This window comes from Roseibium aggregatum (assembly GCF_017309185.1).
GTDB lineage: Bacteria > Pseudomonadota > Alphaproteobacteria > Rhizobiales > Stappiaceae > Roseibium > Roseibium aggregatum_B.
In genome coordinates, this window is record NZ_JAEKJZ010000001.1 from 1,407,089 (window position 1) to 1,428,875 (window position 21,787).

Genomic DNA, 21,787 nt, shown 5'->3' on the forward strand with positions numbered 1-21,787 from the left:
ATGCGGCAAAAAGCGTTTTCTCGTGCGTTCTCGATTTTGCAAGGAACAGGGCTGGGCAAGGTGCTCGCGCCCTTCACGCGGGGCTGCGGCGCGATTTTCATGTTGCATCGTGTCGGTCCGGCCCGGACCGCCGAGTTCCAGCCCAACGGTCATCTGGAAATCACGCCGGAATTTCTGCGTCAGGCCGTCGAGAGGATCAGGGCCAACGGCTACGAGATCATTTCTCTCGACAAGGCGGTGGATCTACTCAAGTCCGGGTACGGACACCATCGCTACGCGGTTCTGACCTTCGACGACGGATACCGGGACAATCTGGAAATCGCCTATCCGATCCTGAAGGAGATGGATGCACCCTTTACCGTCTTCGTGGCAACAGGCCTCGTCGAGCGACAGAGCGAAATCTGGTGGGTCGCGCTCGAACGCATCATCGCGGAAAATGACGAGATTGCCTTTTCAAGGACGGTTGCGCCCGACGCCATTCCCTGCCGGTCCACTGCGGAGAAATACGCTTGTTTTGAAAAGCTGGCGGACTACCTGACGCTCGAAATGGGCGAGTTGGACCAGCGCAAGGTTATTCGCGCGCTGGCGGAAGATTACGGTCTCGATCTGGCGGCCTTGGCGGACGAACTTATGATGAGCTGGGACGAAGTCCGGCGGCTCTCGTCCGATCCTCTGGTGACGATCGGTGCGCATACGCACGATCATTTCGCCATGGCCCGGCTTGAGTCGTGCGCCGCCCGCAAGGATGTGCTGAGAGGCATGGAGCTTCTGGAAAGGGAACTCGGAAGGCGTCCGAAGCATTTCGCCTATCCCTATGGCAAGTCTCACGCGGTGAGCCTGCGCGATGCGAACCTCCTCCGGGACATCGGCTTTGCCTCTTCGGTGACGACGATGCCGGGCGTCCTGCAGTCGGTCAACGCACGCGATCCGATGATGCTGCCACGGGTTTCCCTGAACGGCCTGTTCCAGGATCCCGCGGTTGTGGATCAATATCTGACAGGCGCGCCCTTCGCGCTCTATCGCATGGCCCGCTGGGCAACGTCGGGCTTTGGTGTCAGGGCCGGGGTTTCCCGCCTCTTTCCATCCACCAGATGATTGCCCCGGCCGGCAGTACCCAGACGAGCCCGGCAATCGCGAAATAGACGAAGCGGACCGTGTGGGAGGACTGCTGCAATGTCATGTCGCCGATGACCATGGCGGTGAGCGCGTAAACCACCACGAAGACCACCAGCAGTACCATGCCGACAAATTTGCGAAACGATGGAACCATTTTCAGGGCGCGTCCGTTGACCTTGTCTGAGGATAGGCTTTAACGGGAGCCTATTTGCTGATTTTGAGCCGAAAGTGGGCCGCAAAGAGCTCTTCCCCGCTTGCCGTTCGTTCTTTGCACCTATATCTCCCCAAGCCAAAGGTCAAACCTGCTTTCGAGAATCACCTGGAAACGGTTCATGTCAATATCCGCATACGGCGTTCAAGAAGGGCAGGGAGCCATACTCCCGGCCAGACTGGAAAGGATCCGCAGAAACAGGACGCTCATCCGCTGGTGGCTTTACGGCGTGTGCGCACTGATCCTGGCCATGGTTGTTGTCGGCGGTGCGACGCGCCTGACGGAATCCGGTCTGTCCATCACCGAGTGGAAGCCGATCCATGGCGTCATTCCTCCCCTGAGCGAAGCGGAGTGGGAAGAAGAGCTCGAAAAATACCGGCAGATCCCGGAATATCAGCTGATCAACAAGGGCATGAGCCTGGACGAGTTCAAGTTCATCTTCTGGTGGGAATGGGCGCATCGGCTTCTCGGCCGCTTCATCGGCGTGGCCTTTTTCGTGCCCATGGTTGTTTTCTGGGCAGCCGGGCGTATTGAACCCTGGCTGAAGCCGCGCCTGGTCGTCGGGCTGGCCCTGGGCGGATTGCAGGGCTTCGTCGGCTGGTGGATGGTCGCTTCGGGCCTGGTTGAGCGGGTTGACGTGAGCCAGTACCGGCTCGCGACCCACCTGACCCTGGCCCTGTTCATTTTCGCCTATCTCTTCTGGATCGCCCGCAGGCTTACCCCACTGTCGGACACCGATGCGCACGAGCGGAAGCGGTTGGGCGGCCTGAGCAGGCTGGTTCTGGCCCTGGCCTTCCTCCAGATGTTTCTTGGCGGGCTCGTCGCCGGGCTGAACGCGGGCCTGACCTTCAACACCTGGCCGTTGATGGACGGCAGGCTGGTCCCGAACGGACTTTTGGTCATGCAGCCGGTGTGGCTGAACTTTTTCGAAAACGTCATGACCGTTCAGTTCCAGCACCGGATGACCGCCTATCTTCTGGTCGTCGCCGGTCTGGTGCTGACCTTTGCCACCTTCCGGGTGAGCAAGAGGGGAGAAGTGCGCCGCGCCGGGGCTCATGTCGGCGGCTTCATCGTTCTTCAGGCGATTTTCGGCATCGCGACCCTGGTCATGCACGTGCCCCTGTCGGTCGCTCTCCTTCACCAGGGCTTCGCGGTCGTCGTCCTTGCGGCCTGCGTGGATCATCTGGCGGTGCTGAAGGGAAGCTTCCCGGTGCGCGGGTAGTCGCCTCCTTTATTCCTCCGTGCCGTTCCGGACTTGGTCCAACAGGCGCAAACTCTTGCCTTTTGGCAAGGCATTCCCCCTTGGCGGTCACCCCGGACGGAGCCAAGCGGAGAACCGAGGCCCACTCATTTCCAGATCCAAACAATTCAAAAAAAGCCCTGCCACAACGATAGGCGAGTGGGTCCCGGCTCTCGCTCTGCTCGGCCGGGATGACACCGAAAATAATGGCAGGCTCCCCAGCCCCGGATCTCCGCTGCGCTCCGTCCGGGAGGCTGTGGAGAGGGCATCCAACGGGTCAAAGTCAGCGCTATGGGACTTCATCCGGGGCCGCTCCTTTGATGCGTGGAGGAGGTCCCGGCTCAAGGCCGGGACGGCGGGGAGAAAATCCCGAGCTACCGGTGTAAATCGGTTTTGGGAGTGGCTTTCAAACGTTTCTCACCCGGAAAGCGCCTGGTCGAGATCGGCGATGATGTCGTCCACATCCTCAATACCGACGGATACGCGCACCACATCCGGTCCAGCGCCTGCCGCGGTTTTCTGCTCGTCGGTGAGCTGGCGGTGGGTGGTGGACGCCGGATGAATGATCAGGCTGCGGGTGTCGCCGATATTGGCAAGGTGTGAGAACAGCTCGACCTTGGAGACAAGCGCGACGCCCGCATCGTAGCCGCCGTCGACGCCGAAGGTGAACACCGCCCCCGCGCCCTTGGGCATGTACTTCTGTTGCAGCGCGTGATGCGGGTCTTCCGGAAGGGCCGCGTAGGATACCCACTTGACCTTGTCGTGGCCGGACAGATGCAGGGCGACCTTCTTGGCATTGTCCGAATGCCGCTGCATGCGCAGGGGCAGGGTCTCGATGCCGGTCAGGATCATGAAGGAGTTGAACGGGGAGATCGCCGGTCCCAGGTCGCGCAGACCGAGCACCCGGCAGGCGATGGCGAAAGCGAAATTGCCGAAGGTCTCGTGGAGCACGATGCCCTGATATTCCGGGCGCGGCTGGGACAGAAGCGGGTAGTTGCCGCTGGCCGACCAGTCGAAACTGCCGCCGTCGACGATGATGCCACCCATGGAGTTGCCATGGCCGCCCATGAATTTGGTCAGCGAATGCAGAACGATGTCGGCGCCGTGCTCGATCGGGCGGCACAGGTAGGGCGTTGCCATGGTGTTGTCGACCACGAGCGGGATGCCTTTCGCCTTTGCAATGGCCGCGATGCCTTCCATGTCGGTGACGATGCCGCCGGGATTGGCCAGGCTTTCGATGAAGATCGCCCGCGTTCTGTCGTCTATGGCGGCCTCGAAGGAGCCGAGATCGGCCGGGTCGGCCCATTTCACACCCCAGCCGAAGCTTTTGAAGGAATGATTGAGCTGATTGATCGACCCGCCGTAGAGCTTGTTGGCGGCGACGATGTTGTCACCCGGCTGCATCAAGGTGTGAAAGCACAGAAGCTGCGCGGAGTGGCCGGAGGCCGTGGCAAGGGCGGCCGTTCCGCCTTCCAGCGCCGCGACACGCTCTTCCAGGACGGCGGTCGTCGGATTGGTGATGCGGGTATAGATGTTGCCGAAGGCCTGCAGGCCGAACAGGGAGGCGGCGTGATCCACATCGTCGAACACGAAGGACGTGGTCTGGTAGATGGGGGTTGCCCTGGCGCCCGTTGACGGATCGGGTGCCGCACCGGCATGAATGGCAAGAGTGGAAAAACCCGGAATAATTTCGCTCATATGGAAGCCTCCCTATTTTTACAAATGGCGGCCAGTGTGACCGATGCGAAGGGGCAGGTCAAAGAAGCTTTTTCGGCAATTGCCGGGGAATGGAAAAAATAAATTTCTCAAGGGGTTAATGATGCGAGGCTTTTCCCTCGCGCTCGGGCGACAGCTTGATCGGGGCATGTTCGTCCCGGGACCGGCGCTCGTCGCGTTCGGCAAAGGGCAGGTCCGCCTCATCCCGCTGAACGAGGGCGAAGAGCAGCAGGCAGACGAGCCCGGCCATCGCCATAAGCACCCATTCGAAACTGGTGAATAAGACAGGGTCCTGGGTCATGTCCCTCGCTCGCGACTTCCGGCGGACGCCGGCCGTTCCTGAAAACGGTTAACGGGTATAAAGCGAGGGTTGCGCGAAGCTGGTGGCAAGGCCGGTTTAAAAGGACTTTGCTGTTATTTCTTGCCGTCTCCGGCAAGGCCCCGGTGCTGGAAACCGGATTTCAGCGAAGGACGTTTGGAGGAGAGCGTTCTGGAATTGACGCCGGCCCAGCCGATCTCGCCGGAAAGACGGCCGTATTCGATCTTCGGGCAGCGGTCCATGACGACCTTGATACCGGCGTCTTCGGCCTTTTTCGCGGCGTCGTCGTGGCGCACTGTGAGCTGCATCCAGATGACCTTGGGCAGCCGACCGCTTGTCAGCACCTGCTCGACGATCTGGCCGGCGGCTTCCGAGTTGCGGAAAATGTCGATCATGTCGGGAACTTCGGCAAGCGCGTCGAGGGAGGCATGAACGGTTTGTCCGAGGATCTCCTTGCCCGCCTGGCCCGGGTTGATCGGCCAGACGTCGTATCCCTTGGACAACAGATATTTCAGCACGAAATAGGACGGGCGGACGGTGTTCGAGCTTGCGCCGACCATCGCAACGGTTTTGACCTCGTCGAGGATGTCCTTGATGTATCTGTCCGAATAGGTGTCGTGATTCATGCGCGAAAGATCCCCCGGGGAGCCGGTTGCTTCAAGTTGACGAAAAGTAGGGTCAGCTATCGGTCCATTCCGGCTTGCGCTTTTGCAGGAAGGCGGAAATGCCTTCCTCCGCGTCCCGGGCCATCATGTTTTCCACCATCGTCTGGGCAGCGAAGTCGTAAGCCTCGGAGAGCGGCATCTCAAGCTGGCGGTAGAAAGCCTCCTTGCCCATCTTGACCGTCTTGGAGGATTTAGAGGCGATGGTAGCGGCATATTTCTGGACGACCTGTTCCAGATAGTCGCCAGGCACGATCCGGTTGATCAGTCCGAACTCCTTGGCAGTGGAGGCGTCGATGCTCTCGCCGGTCAGAAGCATTTCCATCGCCTGTTTCGGCGCGACATTGCGCGACAGGGCGACCATGGGCGTGGAACAGAACAGGCCGATGTTCACGCCGGGAGTGCAGAAGGTTGCCGTATCGGTTGCGATCGCCAGGTCGCAGGAGGCGACGAGCTGGCAGCCCGCGGCCGTGGCCACGCCGGTCACGACGGCAATCACCGGTTTCGGCAGGCGGACGATCTGCTGCATCAGGTTCGAGCATTGGTGCATGATCGCTTCGTAGGTGGCCCTGCCGCCGTCTTCTTCCGCGCGCGCGGCCGTGAGTTCCTTCAGGTCGTGGCCCGCGCAGAATACCTTGCCCTCGGCGCCGAGGAGAACGACGCGGATGTCCGGATCGTCTTCGGCTTTCCTGAGCTCGGCGGAAAGGGCGGCCATCATGTCCCGGGACAGGGCGTTCATGCGCTCCGGGCGCTGCATCACGATCCGGTAGACCCCTTCGTGCAGAAAGGTTGCGAGCATCGGTTTCGGGGCGGCGTCAACGGCGGCGGTCTCTGACATGTGGCGCGTCCTCTTCGTCTGGTTTTCCGTGCCTTATACCGGAAACGGGCCTGACTGCGATAGGCGGACTGAAGTCGCACGCCCTGCGATCACGGATCGTTTATCCGCTTCTTCTGTCATCCGGCTGGCGGAACGCCCGGGATCGGATATCCTCTTGCCATGTGGATGCCGTTTCGTTTCACTTTCCGGACCGCCGTCTTGCTGGCTTGTCTTCTTCCTCCGGTCGGCGCGGAGGCGGCGCAACCCGTCGATGTCGCGCTTGTCCTGGCGGTGGACGTGTCGCGGTCCATGTCTCCCGAAGAACTCCAGATCCAGCGCAAGGGCTACGCGGCAGCCGTTTCCAGCCCCGAGGTGGTCAATGCGATCGGCATGGGCGTTCATGGCCGCATCGCTTTGATGATGTTCGAATGGGCCAACGACAGCCACGCCCGCGAGATCGCCGGATGGACGATCATCGAGAGCAAGGCCGATGCGGAGGGGTTCGCTGAAAAAATCCTGTCGGACACGACGTTCGGTCAGCGTCGGACCTCCATTTCCGGCGCGATACGGCATGCGACCGGTTTTCTGGAAGACGTTCCCTTTCAGGCCGACCGGCGGGTGATCGACGTCTCCGGCGACGGGCCGAACAATCAGGGGCTTCCCGTCACCGAAGCGCGCGACGCAGCCCTTCAAAGCGGGATTGTCATCAACGGTCTGCCGCTGATGACGACCGGTGGCATCGGATTTCAGTTCAATATCCCGGATCTGGACGTCTATTACCGGCGTTGCGTGACCGGCGGCCCGGCAAGCTTCGTGCTGCCGGTCGTCGACTGGGAGCAGTTCCCCGACGCGGTCCGGCGCAAGCTGATCCTCGAAATCGGCGGCTGGTCGCCTCAAGAACCGAAGCTCGTTCCGGCACAGTTCACCTTCGAGGAGCCCTACGACTGCCTCGTCGGAGAGAAGATCTGGCAGAGACTGCGGGAGCAGAATTTCTGGAACCAATGACCGGCGAAAGGATCACGCCGAGGTGAGGGGGCCGGCAAACGCAGCGGCCCGATTTGAAAGCGCGTCTGATTACGACTGATCGTCCGGGAAGTTTCGGCCGAGGAAAAGTATTCGGCGAAAGAAATTAAATACAATTTACCTGTAAAACTAGGTCCAAAGGAGAGTGCCTTTGGGTCCGTACCCTTGCGTATCGACGCGCTGAAGGACGCCAGACGTGTTTTTTCAGGGAGATTGCATGAAGCCTGATGCCAAACAGAGCTTGCTGACCCATGCATCGAGATGTTCAAGCCGAGAGATCGGCGATCGCGAGGTCCTAAAGGACAGTTTGAACGTCAACAAGCTCCTGCTGCTCATCCGGTATTTCTATGACGATGTCGGCGTCGAGCTCGACGTGAACAGTTTTTACATCTGGCAGACCATTCATTCTCTTGCCAAGGCAGTCGAAAGAAACCGCGCGCTGGAAATCCCGAAGCTGCTCACGTTGAAGGAAGGCGATCCTGCGAAGGCGCTCGTCGTCTACGCCGGAGGCGTCAATTGTTTCCTGGAAATCAAAAGTGTTCTGGAAGGCATTGACTACGACGGGGTTATCTACGGGATGTGCCTGACGGATTTCGACCGTCCGCACGGCGAGCCTGCAAGCGTTGCCGATGAAGTCGAGGCGAGCCTCGATGAATTGGCTAGACGGGGCGTTACCGGTCAGGTCAATCTTCTCGGTTATTCTTTCGGTGGAGTGTTTGCGCTCGAACTGGCCCGAAAACTGCGGGAAACCGGTCGCGATGTCGGTTTCGTCGGCCTCATCGACACCCCTCAGAACGAACATGCCTGGCCTTTACCGGTCTGGCTTGGCTTCGTCGCGAAGCGGATACGCCGCAAGTTGAAACGTCTGACCGCCAGAAGGTCATCACAGGGGTCTCAGAGCATACCGGTCGACGGCGTCTGGAGCGGAGACGTACAGAAAACCTTTCTCCATCGCCTGAAACCTCTGGTGTTCCGGTTCCTGAGGCCGGACTTCAAGATCTATCCCGAACTCGCTCCTGAATGGGTCGGGAACTACACGCCGGACTACGCGCGTGCCGGCAGGCAACTCCTGCGGATGAAGGGGCTTTTTAGACCGAAGCGGTATGACGGCAAGGTCGTCTTCTACAGGGCGTTGGGCGGTTCTCCGATCGACTGCGATCCGAAACGCGTCTGGCCGCGTTATCTGCCGAACGCTGAATGGGTCGACATCAAGGGCAACCACCTGAGCGCCGTTGTGGGCCGGAACGGTGTGGCGCTGGGCGAGAACGTAGGCGGACGCCTGCGAGCGCTCGATACCGTCAAGCCCCCATCCGCAGCTCCGGCCACAGTTGAAGCCAATGTAGCCTAATTTCGCCGGCGCCGGCGCCGGGGCCTTTCGCCGCCGTCTCCGATTGCGGTCTGCGGGTCTTTGCGCTCCGGCAGGTCGACGGCGGCTCTCAGGTTCGGGAAGGGATCGACCTTGTTCGGCAGCGCCATGGCGTTGACGAAATGCTCCTGGAACTTCGGCTCCAGCGCGGTTTCGATCTTCTCGATATCCCGAACGGTTTGCTCGATCTCCCGCCGGTAGCCCCGGTTGAGAAGCGCCATGCGCGCGCCGGTGCCGGCGGCGTTGCCGACACCTGAAACGCCTTCCAGCGGGCAATCAGGGAGAAGCCCCAGGACCATCGCGTATTTCGGGTCGATATAGCTGCCGAAGGCACCGGCCAGACGGATGCGGTCAAGCCGGGACGTGCCAAGCTTGTCCTGCAGAAGCTTGACGCCCGCATAAAGCGCGCCCTTGGCGAGCTGGATCGCGCGGATATCGGTCTGCAGGATGGATATCTCCACATCCGCGTCGGCGATCAGATAGGAAAACGTCCGGCCCTCGGAGCGGATGCGCGGTGTGCGGGCGGCCATGGCCCCGTCGACAACGCCATCCTCGGTGATCAAGCCGGCCAGATACATCTCGGCCACCGCTTCGATGATGCCCGAGCCGCAGATGCCGGTGACGCCGACGCTGTCGATTTTTTCGCCAAAGCCGTCCTCGTCCGACCATTCGTCGACACCGATCACCTTGAAGCGCGGTTCCAGCGTCTCCTTGTCGATGCGGATCCGTTCGATGGCGCCGGGGGCCGCGCGCTGGCCGGAGGAGATTTCAGCACCCTCGAAGGCCGGGCCGGTGGGGGAGGAGGCCGCCAGAAGCCGGTCCCTGTTGCCGAGCACGATCTCCGCGTTGGTGCCGACATCGACCAGAAGGGTGATCTCGTCGAGCTTGTAGGGACTTTCCGCGAGCGTCGCCGCGGCGGCATCGGCGCCCACATGGCCGGCGATGCAGGGCAGCATATAGACGCGGGCACCGGGGTTCAGCTCGAGGTCCAGATCCCGGGCGTTCAGCACCATCGCGTCGGAGACGGCCAGGGCGAAGGGAGCGCCGCCGAGTTCCACCGGATCGATGCCCAGGAACAGATGATGCATCACCGGGTTGCCGACGAAGGTGGCGTCGAGCACATCAGAGCGCTCGGCGCCGACATCGCCCACGAGCTTGCCGATCAGAGAATTGATCGCGTCGCGGACAGCCTTTGTCAGCTCAGGCAGCTTCGACGGGTTCATCTGCACATAGGAGACCCGCGACATCAGATCCTCGCCGAAGCGGATCTGCGGATTTGAGGTGCCGGCGGAGGAGACGGTGCGGCCGTTTTGAAGGTTGCAGAGGTGGGCCGCGATGGTCGTGGAGCCGATATCGACGGCCAGACCGTAAACGGCCTCTTTCTCGCCCGGCCACAAGGCGGTCAGCGAGGGCGGCGCCTCCCGGTCCTGGTGGATCGCCGCTGTCACGGTCCAGTTGCCCTTGCGCAAAACGGTCTGGACACGCGGCAGCAGGATCGGGTCCGTCGTCAGGTCCGCAAGTCCGGTTTTTTCGACCAGGGCTTCTCTGAGCCGGTCGATGTCGCCGCGCGGGGTTTCCATGTCCGGTTCGGCGATGGTCACCGTCACCAGGGAAATGGCGCTGTCCGGGTCGATCTGCCGGGCCTCGGCGCGCTTGCGCACCACCTGCCGGTTGGTCTGGGCATCGGTCGGAATGTCGATCACCAGGTCGCCCAGGATCTTCGCCTGGCACGAAAGACGCCGGTCGGCGGGCAGGCTGCGCAACGTGGCGTAGCGGGCCTCCGCTTCCGTCGCCGCGTCGAGGTGGTCCTTGGAACTGGTCAGGTTCTCCTTGGCGAAGGTGCCTTCGGAGACAGCCACCTGGCAGCGCCCACAGATGCCGCGTCCGCCGCAAACCGATTCCACATAGACCCCGAGTGAACGCGCCGCGTCGAGCAGCGGCGTTCCGACAGGGAAAGTCCCACGGCGGCCACTGGGCTGGAAAACGACTTTGGCGAGTTTGGCGGTTTCTGTCATGCGTTCGGCGGTTTGCGTCTTTCAACTCATCTTGGGCGACGGGTTTTACCCCCAATATCAATAATAGCGGACACTTGCTCCAGGGAACCTCGCCCAAGGAGAGAGGGAGCTTGGCCGTGCCAAGTGCGATTGCCCTGCGCACAAGGGGGCGAAGTGCTGGCGCTTTATGACGACCTGGCCGCCAGCCGCATTCAGACGGCGCCGCGCCGTGCGGCGCGTCCGCCCCGGCGGCGGCCGCCGGAAGGTGCCGCGGCTTCGCCGGAAGCGGGAGCGGCGCCCGCGGCCGCCGGCTGATGATCCCGATAGGTCATGATCCAGTTCTGGCAATTCGGATCGGTTCCGTTGAGAACGTTGGCCGCGCGCACGGCTTCCATTTCCTGCGGCCGGCAGGGGTTCATGATCGCGGATGTCATGCCGGCGCCGATCACCATCGGGATGAACCCGGCATTGATGCCGTGGCGATGGGGCAGGCCGAAGGAGATGTTGGACAGGCCGCAGGTGGTGTTGACCTTCAGTTCCTCGCGCAGACGGCGCAGCAGCCTGAACACTTGCTGGCCCGCGGTGCCCATGGCTCCGATGGGCATGACAAGCGGGTCCACGACAATATCGTGCGCGGGGATGCCGTAGTCGGCGGCGCGCTCGACGATCTTCTTGGCGACCGCGAAGCGCACGTCCGGATCCTCGGATATGCCGGTCTCGTCGTTGGAGATGGCGACCACAGGCACATCGTATTTCTTGATCAGGGGCAGGATCGCTTCCAGCTTTTCCTCTTCGCCGGTCACCGAATTGACCAGCGGCCGGCCCTTGGCGACTTCCAGACCTGCCTGGATCGCCGCCGTAACAGATGAATCGATCGATAAAGGAACGTCCGTAAGTCCTTGAACAATTTCGATTGTCTTGACGAGCAACGGGGGCTCTGTCTCGTTCGGGTTGACCGCGGTCACGCCCGCGTTGACGTCGAGCATGGTTGCGCCCGCCGCGACCTGGGCGAGGGCGTCGGCCTTCACGGTCTCGAAGTTGCCCTCGACCATCTCGGCCGCCAGCTTCTTGCGGCCGGTCGGGTTGATCCGCTCGCCGATCACGCAGAACGGCTGGTCGAATCCGATGATGATTTCCTTGGTGGCGGAGGCGACGACAGTACGGGTCATTTAGGCGCTCTCGTTAGCGGTCAGGGTGGAGGTCAGGTTTTGAAAGGACCAGCTCCCGCGTCCGTGCAGCCAGTCGGCTGTCTTCTGGACACCGCCGAACGGGTAGACATGGATCTGGGCAAGCTGGGACGCCGGCTGGCTGGTGACGCGGGTTTCAAGCGGCTCGACCGTTGTCTCGGGATCGTAGCCCGCCAGCATGGAGACCACCGCCCCGCCGCGCTTCTTCAAAAAGTTGAGCGAGTTTTCGACCCCGGCGAAGGCCGCGTATTTCAGGAGCGTGGTCATCTTGGCCGGGCCGGCAACGCCGACATGGACCGGAAATTCGTTGCCCCATGCGCGCAACTCGTCGAGCCACAGGCTGACCCGGTGCGGATCGAAGCCGAACTGGGTCACGATCCGGAACTCCGCATCGCTGTTTGCCGCCAGCTCATGCTTGCGCATCAGAAAGGACCTGATCGTTTCCGGCTTGATGTCGGGCGCGCCTTCCGGATGACCGGCCACCGCGATCCTGGCGATCCCGAGACTGTCGAACAGGCCCGTCTCGATCATCTTGACCGAGCAGGTGAGGGGGCCGGGCTTTTCCGCTTCACCGGCTATCGCCAGAACCTCGGTCGCACCGGCTTCGCCGGTCAGGCGCCTGATGCGGCGCTCGAACGCCTCGACCGACGGATAGCGGCGCGCAGCCATATGTGGTACGGCGACCAGACCGTTGTCCTTCAGGAGGCGGCAGGCGCTGACGATCATGTCTTCCGGCGCATTTCCCAGATCCGTGACATAGACCTGGGTCCCGGCTGGGATGCTGGCCAGAAGCTCGGTCTTTTCGACCACCTGGCGGGGGGACATTTCAGTCGAGGCGGCAAGTCGCCCATTGGCCAGAAGGCGCTGATCGGTCATTCCGTCCCTCCATTCTCAAGCAGGGTTTTCAGTCTCTCTCTCGGATAGGCGGCGACCAGGTCGTCCAGGGCCGCGTCGGCTTCCGTTTCCAGGTCGTCGGAGACGTCAACCGGGTCGGCGCGGCGCCACTCCGCCATGTAGGCGTCGCTGTCTTTCGCCCCGACCCGCATGGCGCAGGCGTCAATCGCTTCCATGAACACGGACGGCAGTTCCCTGCGGGCGGATGTCCGCCCTTTCTTCACCAGGATCTGCGCCGGGATGTCCCGCCAGTAAACGATGATCTTCTGTGCCATTTGCGTCTCTTCCACTGAACATCATGATTGTCGGAAGCTTGCCTTTTCAGGCCGCTCGATAGCGGCACGGGAACGTGAAAATCCGACTTGTGCGCAGTCGTTTTTCCGCGCGCTTACGTTTGGGAGCCGCCCCCCAGAAATGGGGCCAACAGGCCATAGCCGGTCCGCCGGATTTCCAGCGGAAGGTCGAGCCGTTTCGCCGCCAGCCGCGCGGCGTCTTCAAGCGAAGGGTCGTCGGTTTGCGCCAGGTAGAGAACCCGCGTGTAATGGGCGAAATACATGTCCCTCAGGTGCGGGTGCCAGTCGAGGCCGAGCGGTTCGATCACCATGGTCTGGAAGTGCCGGGCAAGGAAATCGGTCAGATAGAAGGAGCCGAGCTGGTCTTCTTCCATCTCGTCAAAAGCGTCCAGCCCGGTGAAGAACGCGTAACAGTGTGCCCCTTCGATCCGGCGTGTTCCGGTCTCTTCCAGCACCTTGTCCAGAAGCCCGCCCGTGCCGCAGTCGCCATAGGCGACCAGAATTTCGGAATAGACGTCCCTGTTCAGGAGGATCGCTTTGCGGACAGCGTCGGGGATCTTGTCCGGCGTGTTGTGCAACTGCGCCGGCAGGCAGGTAAGGTCGATGTGATCGAGGCCGTTCTTGTCGCGCAGGGCGACGATTTCGCGGGCGAGCGCGCCACAGGCGATCACGAGCACGCGGCCGACCTTGGCCTGCGTGCTTTCGTCCGGTTCGATGGGGAAAAGAGGCTCGCCCGCCTGCATGTCGGCAGCCTCCTCGAACACCGGCCTAGCCTTTTCCGGCGAGCATGTTGTGGCGCCGGGCGATCAGGTCCTTCGCCATTTCGACGGCGACCGCCGCATCCCGGCAATAGCCGTCCGCCCCCACGGCCTCGCCGAATTCCTCGTTGAGCGGCGCGCCGCCGACGAGCACGATATAATCGTCCCGGATGCCCTTTTCCTTCATCTCGTCGATGACGACCTTCATGTAGGGCATGGTGGTGGTCAGGAGGGCGGACATGCCGAGAATGTCCGGCTTGTGTTCCTCGATGGCGGCCAGATAGTTTTCGACCGGGTTGTTGATGCCGATGTCGATCACCTCGAACCCGGCGCCTTCCATCATCATGGAGACGAGGTTCTTGCCGATGTCGTGAATGTCGCCCTTGACGGTACCGATCACCATCTTGCCGACCTTCGGCGCGCCGGTCTCGGCAAGAAGCGGGCGCAGGATGCCCATTCCCGCCTTCATGGCGTTGGCCGATAGCAGCACTTCCGGCACGAACAGGATACCGTCGCGGAAGTCGACGCCGACGATGCGCATGCCTTCGACAAGTGCCTTGGTCAGGATGTCATAGGGTGCCCAGCCGCGTTCCAGGAGGATGTTGACGGCTTCGGTAATTTCATCCTGCAGACCGTCATAGAGGTCGTCATGCATCTGCTCGACGAGTTCGTCGTCGGACAGCGAGGCGAGGTCGATATCGTCTTCGTCGGACATGGCAGCTCCAGGGCGCGCAGGAAAAGCAACACTTCAGTGTAAAAGCTTATGCCTCAAGCTGATTTTGCCGATAGTCTCAATACGACATGGCAAGTCGTTTTCGCGACAGGGTGGGGGGAGTGCTTACCGGCCGTCTCCGGTTCTATCCATTGCATTTGCAAAGACACTGCATTTAGATCGGGGCGTTCGTAACGACTGGATTTCTCAAATGGCAAGCTTCCGGCTGGCTCACCTGTTCCTCACCGCCGCCCTTGTCCTGACCGCCTGCCAGACGCTTGGCGGCTCGGTCCATATGGTGCACAAGACTGGATCCACGGCCGAGCAGCGTCGCAATGCCATCGATGCCTGTCAGGTTTCGGCGCTTGAAAAAGTGCCGCCATCCTACAAGATCCGGTCGTTCGGTGGCTACTACGGTGGTTTCGGTCCGGGCTTCTGTTCCGGTCCGGGCTGCTACGGCTATGGCGGCTACGCCTATCCGCGCCAGATCACAAGTTACGATCCGAACGACGCCCTGAGAGCCAGGGAATTCAACCGGTGCCTTTCCCGCAAGGGCTACACGGTTATCTTCCGCCCGGTCTGCACGTCGGAACAAGATGCGCTTGCCTACAAGAGCACCAGGAGACAAGCCCCTTCGGGGCAAATTGCCTGCGTGTCGGGCGAGCCGCGCATCGAGAGCCGCTGGCTCAGGACGCGGTAAGGTTCTTTCCCTCTTGGCCTGAGTGAGCGGCTGGGCGGTTTACGTGGTGCCGGCTTCGAGCCGTCGGCCGGGAAATGTTCAAAACAGCCCTTCGATCTGCCCGCTTTCATCCAGCCTTATGTGATTGGCGGAGGGCACGCGGGGCAGGCCGGGCATGGTCATGATCTCGCCGCAGATGGCGACGACGAAGCCGGCGCCGGCGGACAGGCGAACCTCGCGGACCGGAACGCTATGTCCGGTCGGGGCGCCGCGCAGGTTCGGGTCGGTGGAAAAGGAATACTGGGTCTTGGCCATGCAGACGGGCAGATTGCCGAAGCCGTCGGCCTCCCAGCGCCTGAGTTGATCGCGCACGGACTTGTCGGCGAGCACTTCGTTGGCCCGGTAGATCCGCTTGGCGACGGTTTCGATCTTTTCAAACAGCGGCAGGCCGTCCTCGTAGAGCGGCGCGAATTGAGAAACACCGCTGTCGGCGAGCTCCGCCACGCGGATGGCCAGGGTCTCCGTCCCCTTGGAGCCGTCCGCCCAGTGGGTCGCCAGGATCGCATCGACGCCCAACTCCGCGCAATAGGCCTGGACGGCGCGGACTTCCGCTTCCGTATCGCTCGTGAAGTGGTTGATCGCGACAACGGCCGGAACGCCGAATTGCTTGACGTTCTCGATGTGCCTGCCGAGATTGGCGCAGCCCTTGGTAACCGCGTCGACGTTTTCTGTCCCGAGATCGTCCTTGGCGACACCACCATTCATCTTCAACGCCCGGATTGTGGCGACGATGACGACCGCGTCCGGATGCAAGCCGGCCTTGCGGCATTTGATGTCGAAGAATTTTTCAGCCCCGAGATCCGCCCCGAAACCGGCCTCCGTGACCACATAGTCGGTCAGTTTCAGCGCGGTCTTGGTGGCTATGACCGAATTGCAGCCGTGCGCGATGTTGGCGAAAGGGCCGCCATGAACGAAGGCCGGATTGTTTTCCAGCGTCTGCACCAGGTTCGGCTGCATGGCCTCCTTCAGCAGTACGGTCATGGCGCCGTCTGCCTCAAGATCCCGGGCGGTGATCGCGCTGTGATCGCGGCGATAGGCAACGATGATATTGCCGAGCCGCTGCTGCAGGTCTTCGAGGCTGTCGGCAAGGCAGAGGATCGCCATGATTTCCGAGGCGACCGTGATGTCGAAACCGGCCTCGCGCGGAAAGCCGTTGGCCACGCCGCCCAGCGAACAGACGATCGAGCGGAGCGCCCGGTCGTTCATGTCGAGGACGCGCCGCCAGGTGACCCGGCGCTGGTCGATGCCGAGGTCGTTGCCCCAGTAGATATGGTTTTCGATCAGGGCGGCCAGCAGGTTGTGGGCGGACGTGATGGCGTGGAAGTCGCCGGTGAAATGCAGGTTGATGTCTTCCATGGGCACGACCTGCGCATGGCCGCCACCGGCCGCGCCGCCCTTCATGCCGAAACAGGGGCCGAGGGAAGGTTCCCGCAGACAGATCATGGCATTCCGGCCGATCCGGTTGAGCCCGTCGCCCAGGCCCACTGTCGTGGTTGTCTTGCCTTCGCCCGCCGGTGTCGGATTGATCGCGGTGACCAGGATCAGCTTGCCGTCCTTGCGTCCGTTCAGGCGCGCGATGAAATCGGCGGAGATTTTCGCCTTGGTGCGGCCGTAGGGCAAAAGCGCGCCTTCGGGAATGTCCAGCCGCGCACCGATCTCCGAGATCGGCTTCATACGGGCGGCACGGGCAATTTCGATGTCACTGGCCATTTGGGTTTCTCCGGAGCGTTTCCCTTGATGTCACGGTTTTCCCGCGATCGTTCGGCGTCGATGCTTTGACGCTAGGGGAGGGGGCGGTGCAGCAAATGTCGCGAATGCGACCTGCAGGTGAAAGTAACCGACCGATGTGTATTCCTGTCGAGAGACGAGGTCAAAGTGAACGATCTTTCAGCCGGGTTGCTAGGTCTTAAAAAACAATCCATGATTACATCTTCCGTAAGGGGAGGTTGTGATGGTCAAGCAAATTAAAATCCTATGCGTCCACGGCTTGGGCAATCATACGGATGGAACCTGGGAAGGGCGTTGGGAAATCGCAGTCAGGCAGGCGTTTCACCTCCCGGAGGATCATGAGCTCAAGTTCGAGTTTCTGAATTATGATCATATTTTTCTGGACGTTGATCTGTCGTTTTTCGAAACGATGGAGGCCGCGGTCAAACTCGGTTGGAGCGGCCTGACCTCGGTTTTCCGGCCAAAGCGCGGCCTGTTGTCCGGTATTACGGACCGCATTCGCTGGACCGCAGGTTATGTCGTCGCCTGGTGTGCCGATGACGATTTCAAGAAGCGGTCGAGGGAGTTTATTCTTTCGGAAGTGGCCGACAAGAAGCCGGATATCATTCTGGCGCACAGCCTCGGCTCGCTGCTCACCTATGATGCCTTCGCGCATAAGGACGCGGAAGCGGACGCGATCAGGAAGGTGCTCAGGAAAGCCGTTTACGTGACGTTCGGGTCCCAGCTCAACAACCCGTTCGTGCTGAAAAACCTGACAAACGGCCGTATCGGCGAACTCGGTGTCGAGTTCTGGCATCATCTCTTCAATCGGCATGACGATGTCTTTACCCGGCCGATCGTCAACACCGGCGCGAACAATTTCCGCCAGACGCTGACGCCGTTCGACATCGAGGGGATCGCCGACCACGACGCCACCGAATATCTCGGCCATCAGCAGACCGTCGCCGATGTCTGGATGCCTTATGCCGCTCTTCTCGGCGCGAACAGGCGAACCGTGAAGTCGGTGCGCGGCATGACCAGAAAGCGTCAGAAGGTGCAAAAGGCTCTTCTGGTCGGGATCAACGACTATCCCAATGAAGGCGACCGGCTGGACGGATGCGTCAACGACGTTTTCACCATGAGCGAGGTTCTGCAACGTGGGGGCATGCCGGCCTCGTCGATCCGAACCTGTCTCGACAGCAGGGCGACCGCGAAGGGTATTCTGGAGCGCATGGCCTGGTTGCTGGACGATCCGGGCCCCGGCGACGAACTGGTCTTCTATTACAGCGGGCATGGCGCGAGATATCCGGAGTACGGGCCGGACGGGGAGCCTGATCGCTACGTGGAAACGCTGGTGCCGTGGGACTTCGACTGGAGCGAGGAAACGTCAATCGCCGACAGGCAGATCTACGACTTGTACAGCCAGCTTCCCTACGACTGCCGCCTGGTCATGATCTTCGATTGCTGCAACTCGGGCGGCATTCACAAGAACGGCAAGCCCGCGATCAAAGGCATTACCCCGCCGGACGATATCCGGCACCGTGAACTGAAATGGGACATGAAAACGAACACCTGGGTGCAGCGCTCGTTCACCCGGATCAACAAGGACTTTACATCGAACACGGAAATCGCCGGCAAATACTTCGGGCCGCAGGGCGCGACCGAACGGATCGGACGCGCCTCCATGATACGCGGCCTTACGGAAAAGCAGTATGATGCGTTGAAAAAGAAGGACGTGGAGGCCGCCGAAGGGGCCTATCTGCCCGTCATCATCGAAGCTTGCAGGGCGGAGCAATACTCCTACGAATACAGGCACGGCGTCACCAGTCACGGCGCCTTCACGTTCAACATTGCCAAGATCCTTCGCGAAAGAAAGAGGATTTCCTTCGAGGATCTTGTCGTTGAAACACGAAAGGAACTGGCCGATCTCGGCTTCGATCAGGAGCCGAGCATCCTCGGACCGTCCGAAATCGTGAAGAGCCACGTACCGTTCGCGGATTGAGCTCGAACCGCCCGGCAACAGCCGGCAGGCCTAGTTTGTTCAGCGCTGGAGAACGGGTTCGCCGAAACAGGAGTTGCAATATCTGTCTGAACGGATTTTAGTTCCGTCATGACAGATGCAGATATTCTAGCCCGCCTTCCAGAGCGGCTGAAAAAGGCGCGTCGCGCGCAGGGGCTTTCCCTCGAAGCGGTCGAGAGGCTCTCCGGCGTGTCGCGTTCCATGGTCAGCCAGATCGAACGCGGCGAATCCAATCCGACGGTGGCGACGCTGTTCAATCTGACCCGCGCGCTGAAGGTGGATTTCGCCGGCCTCCTGGGGGAAGAGACAGCCGAAGACCGCGTGGAAATCGTGCACGAGGACCAGACCCCGGCACTGGACCGGGCTGGCGACGGCTGCAGGATCCGCATTCTTTCACCGCCCCAGGACACGGGGCGCTTCGAGGTCTACGAACTGATTTTCGCGGATGGTGGCAGGCTGGAAAGCAAGCCGCACGAGCGCGGCACGCGCGAACAGCTGATTGCCGAAGAGGGCGCGCTGGAAGTGACCTCCGGCGTCGCCAAGGGAACAATCTCAAAGGGCGGCACGGCCCGCTACGCCGCGGATGTGCCGCATTGCATCGAGGCGCTGGACGGGCCCGCAAGGGCCATCTTGATGGTGGTCAAGTTTTAACCTGGGAATGCCCCATGGTTTGCGGCCTCAAGGATCACGTTTCGGTCATGGGTCAGCGATTTCTTTTATTTCGAATGAAATTCCGGTATAATGGAAAAATATCCATGGAACCGGAGGAGCCGACGTGGCCGACGCCTTTCTGTCGCATATTGCCGAAACCCTGAAGGAGATCGAGGCCGAGGGGCTTTACAAGCGCGAGCGGCTGATCACCTCGCCGCAAGGCGGGCATATCACCGTCGGCGGCCGGGAGGTGATCAATCTCTGCGCCAACAATTATCTCGGCCTTGCCGACCATCCGGCGCTGGAAGAGGCGGCCATGAAGGCCCTGAAGCCCAAAGGCTACGGTATGGCCTCCGTGCGCTTCATCTGCGGCACCCAGGACATTCACCGGGAGCTGGAGCAGCGTCTGGCGAAATTTCTCGGCAAGGACGATTCCATTCTCTTCGCTGCCTGTTTCGACGCCAATGGCGGCCTGTTCGAACCGCTGCTCGGGCCGGAAGACGCGATTGTATCGGACGCGCTTAATCACGCCTCGATCATCGACGGCATCCGCCTGTGCAAGGCGAAGCGCTACCGCTACGCCAACTCCGACATGGCGGACCTGGAAGCAAAGCTGAAGCAGGCCCGCGCTGACGGATCCCGTCACATCATGATCGCGACCGACGGCGTGTTTTCCATGGACGGCTATCTGGCGAAGCTTCCCGAGATCACCGTCCTGGCCAGGCAATACGATGCGGTGGTCATGGTCGACGATTGCCACGCGACCGGCTTCATGGGGCCGAAGGGAGAGGGAACACCGGCCCATTTCGGGGTCGAGGTCGATATTCTGACCGGCACGCTCGGCAAGGCGCTGGGCGGCGGCATAGGCGGCTACATCGCGGGGCCTCAGCCGGTCATCGACCTTCTGCGCCAGCGGGCACGGCCGTATCTCTTTTCCAATTCCCTGCCACCGGCGGTGGTCATGAGCGGCCTTGAGGCGATCCGGCTGGTGGAGGAGGGCGACGATCTGCGCGGGTCCCTGTTCGAGAACACACGGTACTGGCGCGCCGGTCTTGAGAAACTCGGTTTCACGTTGTTGCCCGGTGAACATCCGATCGTCCCGGTCATGCTGGGTGAAGCGACGCTGGCCCAGGCGATGGCTTCGAAACTCTTCGAGGAGGGGGTTTATGTCTCAGGCTTCTTCTTCCCCGTCGTGCCGCGCGGCGAGGCGCGTATCCGCACCCAGATGAACGCGGCGTTGACGAGAGCGGAGCTGGACCGGGCGCTGGCCGCGTTTGAAAAGGCCGGCAAGGCGACGGGAGTTCTGACATGACCAGCAACCGGATGAAGGCTCTGTGCAAGTCGGAGCCCAGGGAAGGCCTCTGGATGGTGCGTGCCCCGGTGCCGGAAATCGGTCCGGACGACGTCCTGATCAGGATCAACAAGACCGGGATCTGCGGTACCGATATCCACATCTGGAACTGGGACGACTGGGCGTCCCGAACGGTGCCCGTGCCGCTGATCACGGGACACGAATTCGCCGGAGAGATTGTCGAGATCGGCAGGAACGTCACCGACCTTGAAATCGGCCAGCGCTGCTCGGGCGAGGGGCATCTGATCGGCAAGCACTCCCGCCAGTCGCGGGCGGGCAAGTTTCACCTAGATCCGGAAACCAGGGGGATCGGCGTCAACGAGCAGGGCGCCTTCGCGGAATATCTGTGTCTGCCGGCCTTTAACGTCGTTCCGCTGCCGGATGAGATCGACGACGAAATCGGCGCTATCCTGGATCCTCTCGGAAACGCGGTTCACACCGCGCTCAGTTTCGACCTGATCGGCGAGGATGTGTTGATTACCGGCGCCGGGCCCATCGGGATCATGGCCGCCGCCGTTGCCCGTCACGTCGGCGCGCGCAACGTGGTGATCACGGACATCAACCAGGCAAGGCTCGATCTGGCGACACGGGTTGCGGACGTGGTTCCGGTCAATGTCGCCAGGGAGGATCTCAAGGGGATCGAGAAGAGGCTCGGCATGAAGGAAGGCTTCGATGTCGGGCTGGAAATGTCCGGAAGCCAGGTGGCTCTCGATCAGATGGTTGAAAATCTGGTCATGGGCGGGCGCATCGCGCTCCTCGGCATTCCGCCCGGCAAATCGCCGGTCGACTGGTCGCGCATCGTCTTCAAGGCGATCACCATCAAGGGTGTCTACGGCCGCGAGATCTTCGAGACCTGGTACAAGATGATCGCCATGCTGCAAAACGGTCTGGACGTGCGCAACGTTATCACCCACCGCTTCGATGTTGACGATTTTCAGGCCGGATTCGCGGCCATGAAGTCGGGCGAGGCCGGCAAGGTTGTCCTGAACTGGACGTCATGAGCGTCAGGGC

General features: G+C 61.5%; 21 protein-coding genes. 9 read left to right on the forward strand and 12 right to left on the reverse strand.

The annotated features are described in order from the left end of the window. The first annotated feature begins 99 nt into the window (after positions 1 to 99). On the forward strand, positions 100 to 1,095 hold the full coding sequence (locus JF539_RS06055) for a polysaccharide deacetylase family protein (RefSeq protein WP_209017014.1): 996 nt from the start codon (positions 100 to 102) through the stop codon (positions 1,093 to 1,095). Here the strand turns inward: JF539_RS06055 and JF539_RS06060 are convergent. Further along, positions 1,055 to 1,270, reverse strand: coding sequence for a DUF2842 domain-containing protein (locus JF539_RS06060; RefSeq protein WP_207139428.1), 216 nt, complete (start codon positions 1,268 to 1,270; stop codon positions 1,055 to 1,057). The genes JF539_RS06055 and JF539_RS06060 overlap by 41 nt on opposite strands. Before the next feature lie 178 nt (positions 1,271 to 1,448). Here JF539_RS06060 and JF539_RS06065 point away from each other — a divergent pair, with 178 nt between their 5' ends. Next, a complete protein-coding gene (locus JF539_RS06065) occupies positions 1,449 to 2,549 on the forward strand; it encodes a COX15/CtaA family protein (protein WP_207139429.1) in 1,101 nt (366 codons plus the stop codon). Between the two features lie 435 nt (positions 2,550 to 2,984). Here JF539_RS06065 and JF539_RS06070 read toward each other — a convergent pair whose 3' ends face one another. From JF539_RS06070 to JF539_RS06085, 4 genes are all read right to left on the reverse strand, one after another. Further along, positions 2,985 to 4,265 carry an O-acetylhomoserine aminocarboxypropyltransferase gene (locus JF539_RS06070; protein WP_207139430.1) on the reverse strand — a complete coding sequence of 427 codons (1,281 nt, stop codon included), beginning with the start codon at positions 4,263 to 4,265 and terminating at the stop codon, positions 2,985 to 2,987. Between the two features lie 115 nt (positions 4,266 to 4,380). Then, complete coding sequence (locus tag JF539_RS06075; RefSeq protein ID WP_207139431.1) at positions 4,381 to 4,584, reverse strand: hypothetical protein; 204 nt, start codon at positions 4,582 to 4,584, stop codon at positions 4,381 to 4,383. Between the two features lie 113 nt (positions 4,585 to 4,697). Beyond that, positions 4,698 to 5,228, reverse strand: coding sequence for a CoA-binding protein (locus tag JF539_RS06080; protein ID WP_207139432.1), 531 nt, complete (start codon positions 5,226 to 5,228; stop codon positions 4,698 to 4,700). Positions 5,229 to 5,280: 52 nt separating this feature from the next. After that, a complete protein-coding gene (locus JF539_RS06085; RefSeq protein WP_207139433.1) occupies positions 5,281 to 6,102 on the reverse strand; it encodes an enoyl-CoA hydratase in 822 nt (273 codons plus the stop codon). 159 nt (positions 6,103 to 6,261) lie between these two features. Between JF539_RS06085 and JF539_RS06090 the strand changes: the two genes are divergently transcribed. Continuing rightward, a complete protein-coding gene (locus JF539_RS06090; protein ID WP_207139434.1) occupies positions 6,262 to 7,086 on the forward strand; it encodes a DUF1194 domain-containing protein in 825 nt (274 codons plus the stop codon). 235 nt (positions 7,087 to 7,321) lie between these two features. Then, positions 7,322 to 8,452 carry a thioesterase domain-containing protein gene (locus tag JF539_RS06095; protein WP_207139435.1) on the forward strand — a complete coding sequence of 377 codons (1,131 nt, stop codon included), beginning with the start codon at positions 7,322 to 7,324 and terminating at the stop codon, positions 8,450 to 8,452. Here the strand turns inward: JF539_RS06095 and JF539_RS06100 are convergent. The 6 genes from JF539_RS06100 to JF539_RS06125 form a co-directional block, all read right to left on the reverse strand. After that, positions 8,449 to 10,485, reverse strand: coding sequence for an ASKHA domain-containing protein (locus JF539_RS06100; RefSeq protein ID WP_207139436.1), 2,037 nt, complete (start codon positions 10,483 to 10,485; stop codon positions 8,449 to 8,451). The two genes, JF539_RS06095 and JF539_RS06100, sit on opposite strands and share 4 nt — an antisense overlap. Positions 10,486 to 10,676: 191 nt before the next feature. Continuing rightward, positions 10,677 to 11,633 (reverse strand): methyltetrahydrofolate cobalamin methyltransferase, encoded by a 957-nt coding sequence (locus JF539_RS06105; protein WP_207139437.1) that lies wholly within the window; start codon positions 11,631 to 11,633, stop codon positions 10,677 to 10,679. Then, positions 11,634 to 12,527, reverse strand: coding sequence for a methylenetetrahydrofolate reductase (locus tag JF539_RS06110; RefSeq protein WP_207139438.1), 894 nt, complete (start codon positions 12,525 to 12,527; stop codon positions 11,634 to 11,636). Next, positions 12,524 to 12,820, reverse strand: a complete 297-nt coding sequence (locus JF539_RS06115) for a virulence factor (protein WP_207139439.1) — start codon at positions 12,818 to 12,820, stop codon at positions 12,524 to 12,526. The genes JF539_RS06110 and JF539_RS06115 overlap by 4 nt, the downstream gene beginning before the upstream one ends. A gap of 113 nt (positions 12,821 to 12,933) precedes the next feature. Continuing rightward, positions 12,934 to 13,602 carry a DUF1638 domain-containing protein gene (locus JF539_RS06120; RefSeq protein ID WP_328809203.1) on the reverse strand — a complete coding sequence of 223 codons (669 nt, stop codon included), beginning with the start codon at positions 13,600 to 13,602 and terminating at the stop codon, positions 12,934 to 12,936. 4 nt (positions 13,603 to 13,606) lie between these two features. Continuing rightward, a complete protein-coding gene (locus JF539_RS06125) occupies positions 13,607 to 14,311 on the reverse strand; it encodes a corrinoid protein (RefSeq protein WP_207139440.1) in 705 nt (234 codons plus the stop codon). 208 nt (positions 14,312 to 14,519) lie between these two features. Between JF539_RS06125 and JF539_RS06130 the strand changes: the two genes are divergently transcribed. Then, positions 14,520 to 15,008 (forward strand): hypothetical protein, encoded by a 489-nt coding sequence (locus JF539_RS06130; RefSeq protein WP_207139441.1) that lies wholly within the window; start codon positions 14,520 to 14,522, stop codon positions 15,006 to 15,008. A gap of 78 nt (positions 15,009 to 15,086) precedes the next feature. On the opposite strand, the gene JF539_RS06135 is transcribed toward JF539_RS06130, so the two are convergent. After that, positions 15,087 to 16,757 carry a formate--tetrahydrofolate ligase gene (locus JF539_RS06135; protein ID WP_207139442.1) on the reverse strand — a complete coding sequence of 557 codons (1,671 nt, stop codon included), beginning with the start codon at positions 16,755 to 16,757 and terminating at the stop codon, positions 15,087 to 15,089. Positions 16,758 to 16,998: 241 nt separating this feature from the next. On the opposite strand from JF539_RS06135, the gene JF539_RS06140 reads away from it, so the two are divergent. The 4 genes from JF539_RS06140 (at position 16,999) to tdh (ending at position 21,777) form a co-directional block, all read left to right on the forward strand. After that, complete coding sequence (locus JF539_RS06140) at positions 16,999 to 18,756, forward strand: caspase family protein (protein ID WP_207139443.1); 1,758 nt, start codon at positions 16,999 to 17,001, stop codon at positions 18,754 to 18,756. Between the two features lie 108 nt (positions 18,757 to 18,864). After that, positions 18,865 to 19,425, forward strand: coding sequence for a helix-turn-helix domain-containing protein (locus JF539_RS06145; protein WP_207139444.1), 561 nt, complete (start codon positions 18,865 to 18,867; stop codon positions 19,423 to 19,425). Positions 19,426 to 19,549: 124 nt separating this feature from the next. Then, entirely contained in the window at positions 19,550 to 20,737 is a 1,188-nt protein-coding gene (locus JF539_RS06150; RefSeq protein ID WP_207139445.1) for a glycine C-acetyltransferase, read from the forward strand. Continuing rightward, on the forward strand, positions 20,734 to 21,777 hold the full coding sequence (gene tdh, locus JF539_RS06155; RefSeq protein ID WP_207139446.1) for an L-threonine 3-dehydrogenase: 1,044 nt from the start codon (positions 20,734 to 20,736) through the stop codon (positions 21,775 to 21,777). Before JF539_RS06150 ends, tdh begins: the two co-directional genes overlap by 4 nt. Positions 21,778 to 21,787 lie beyond the last annotated feature (10 nt).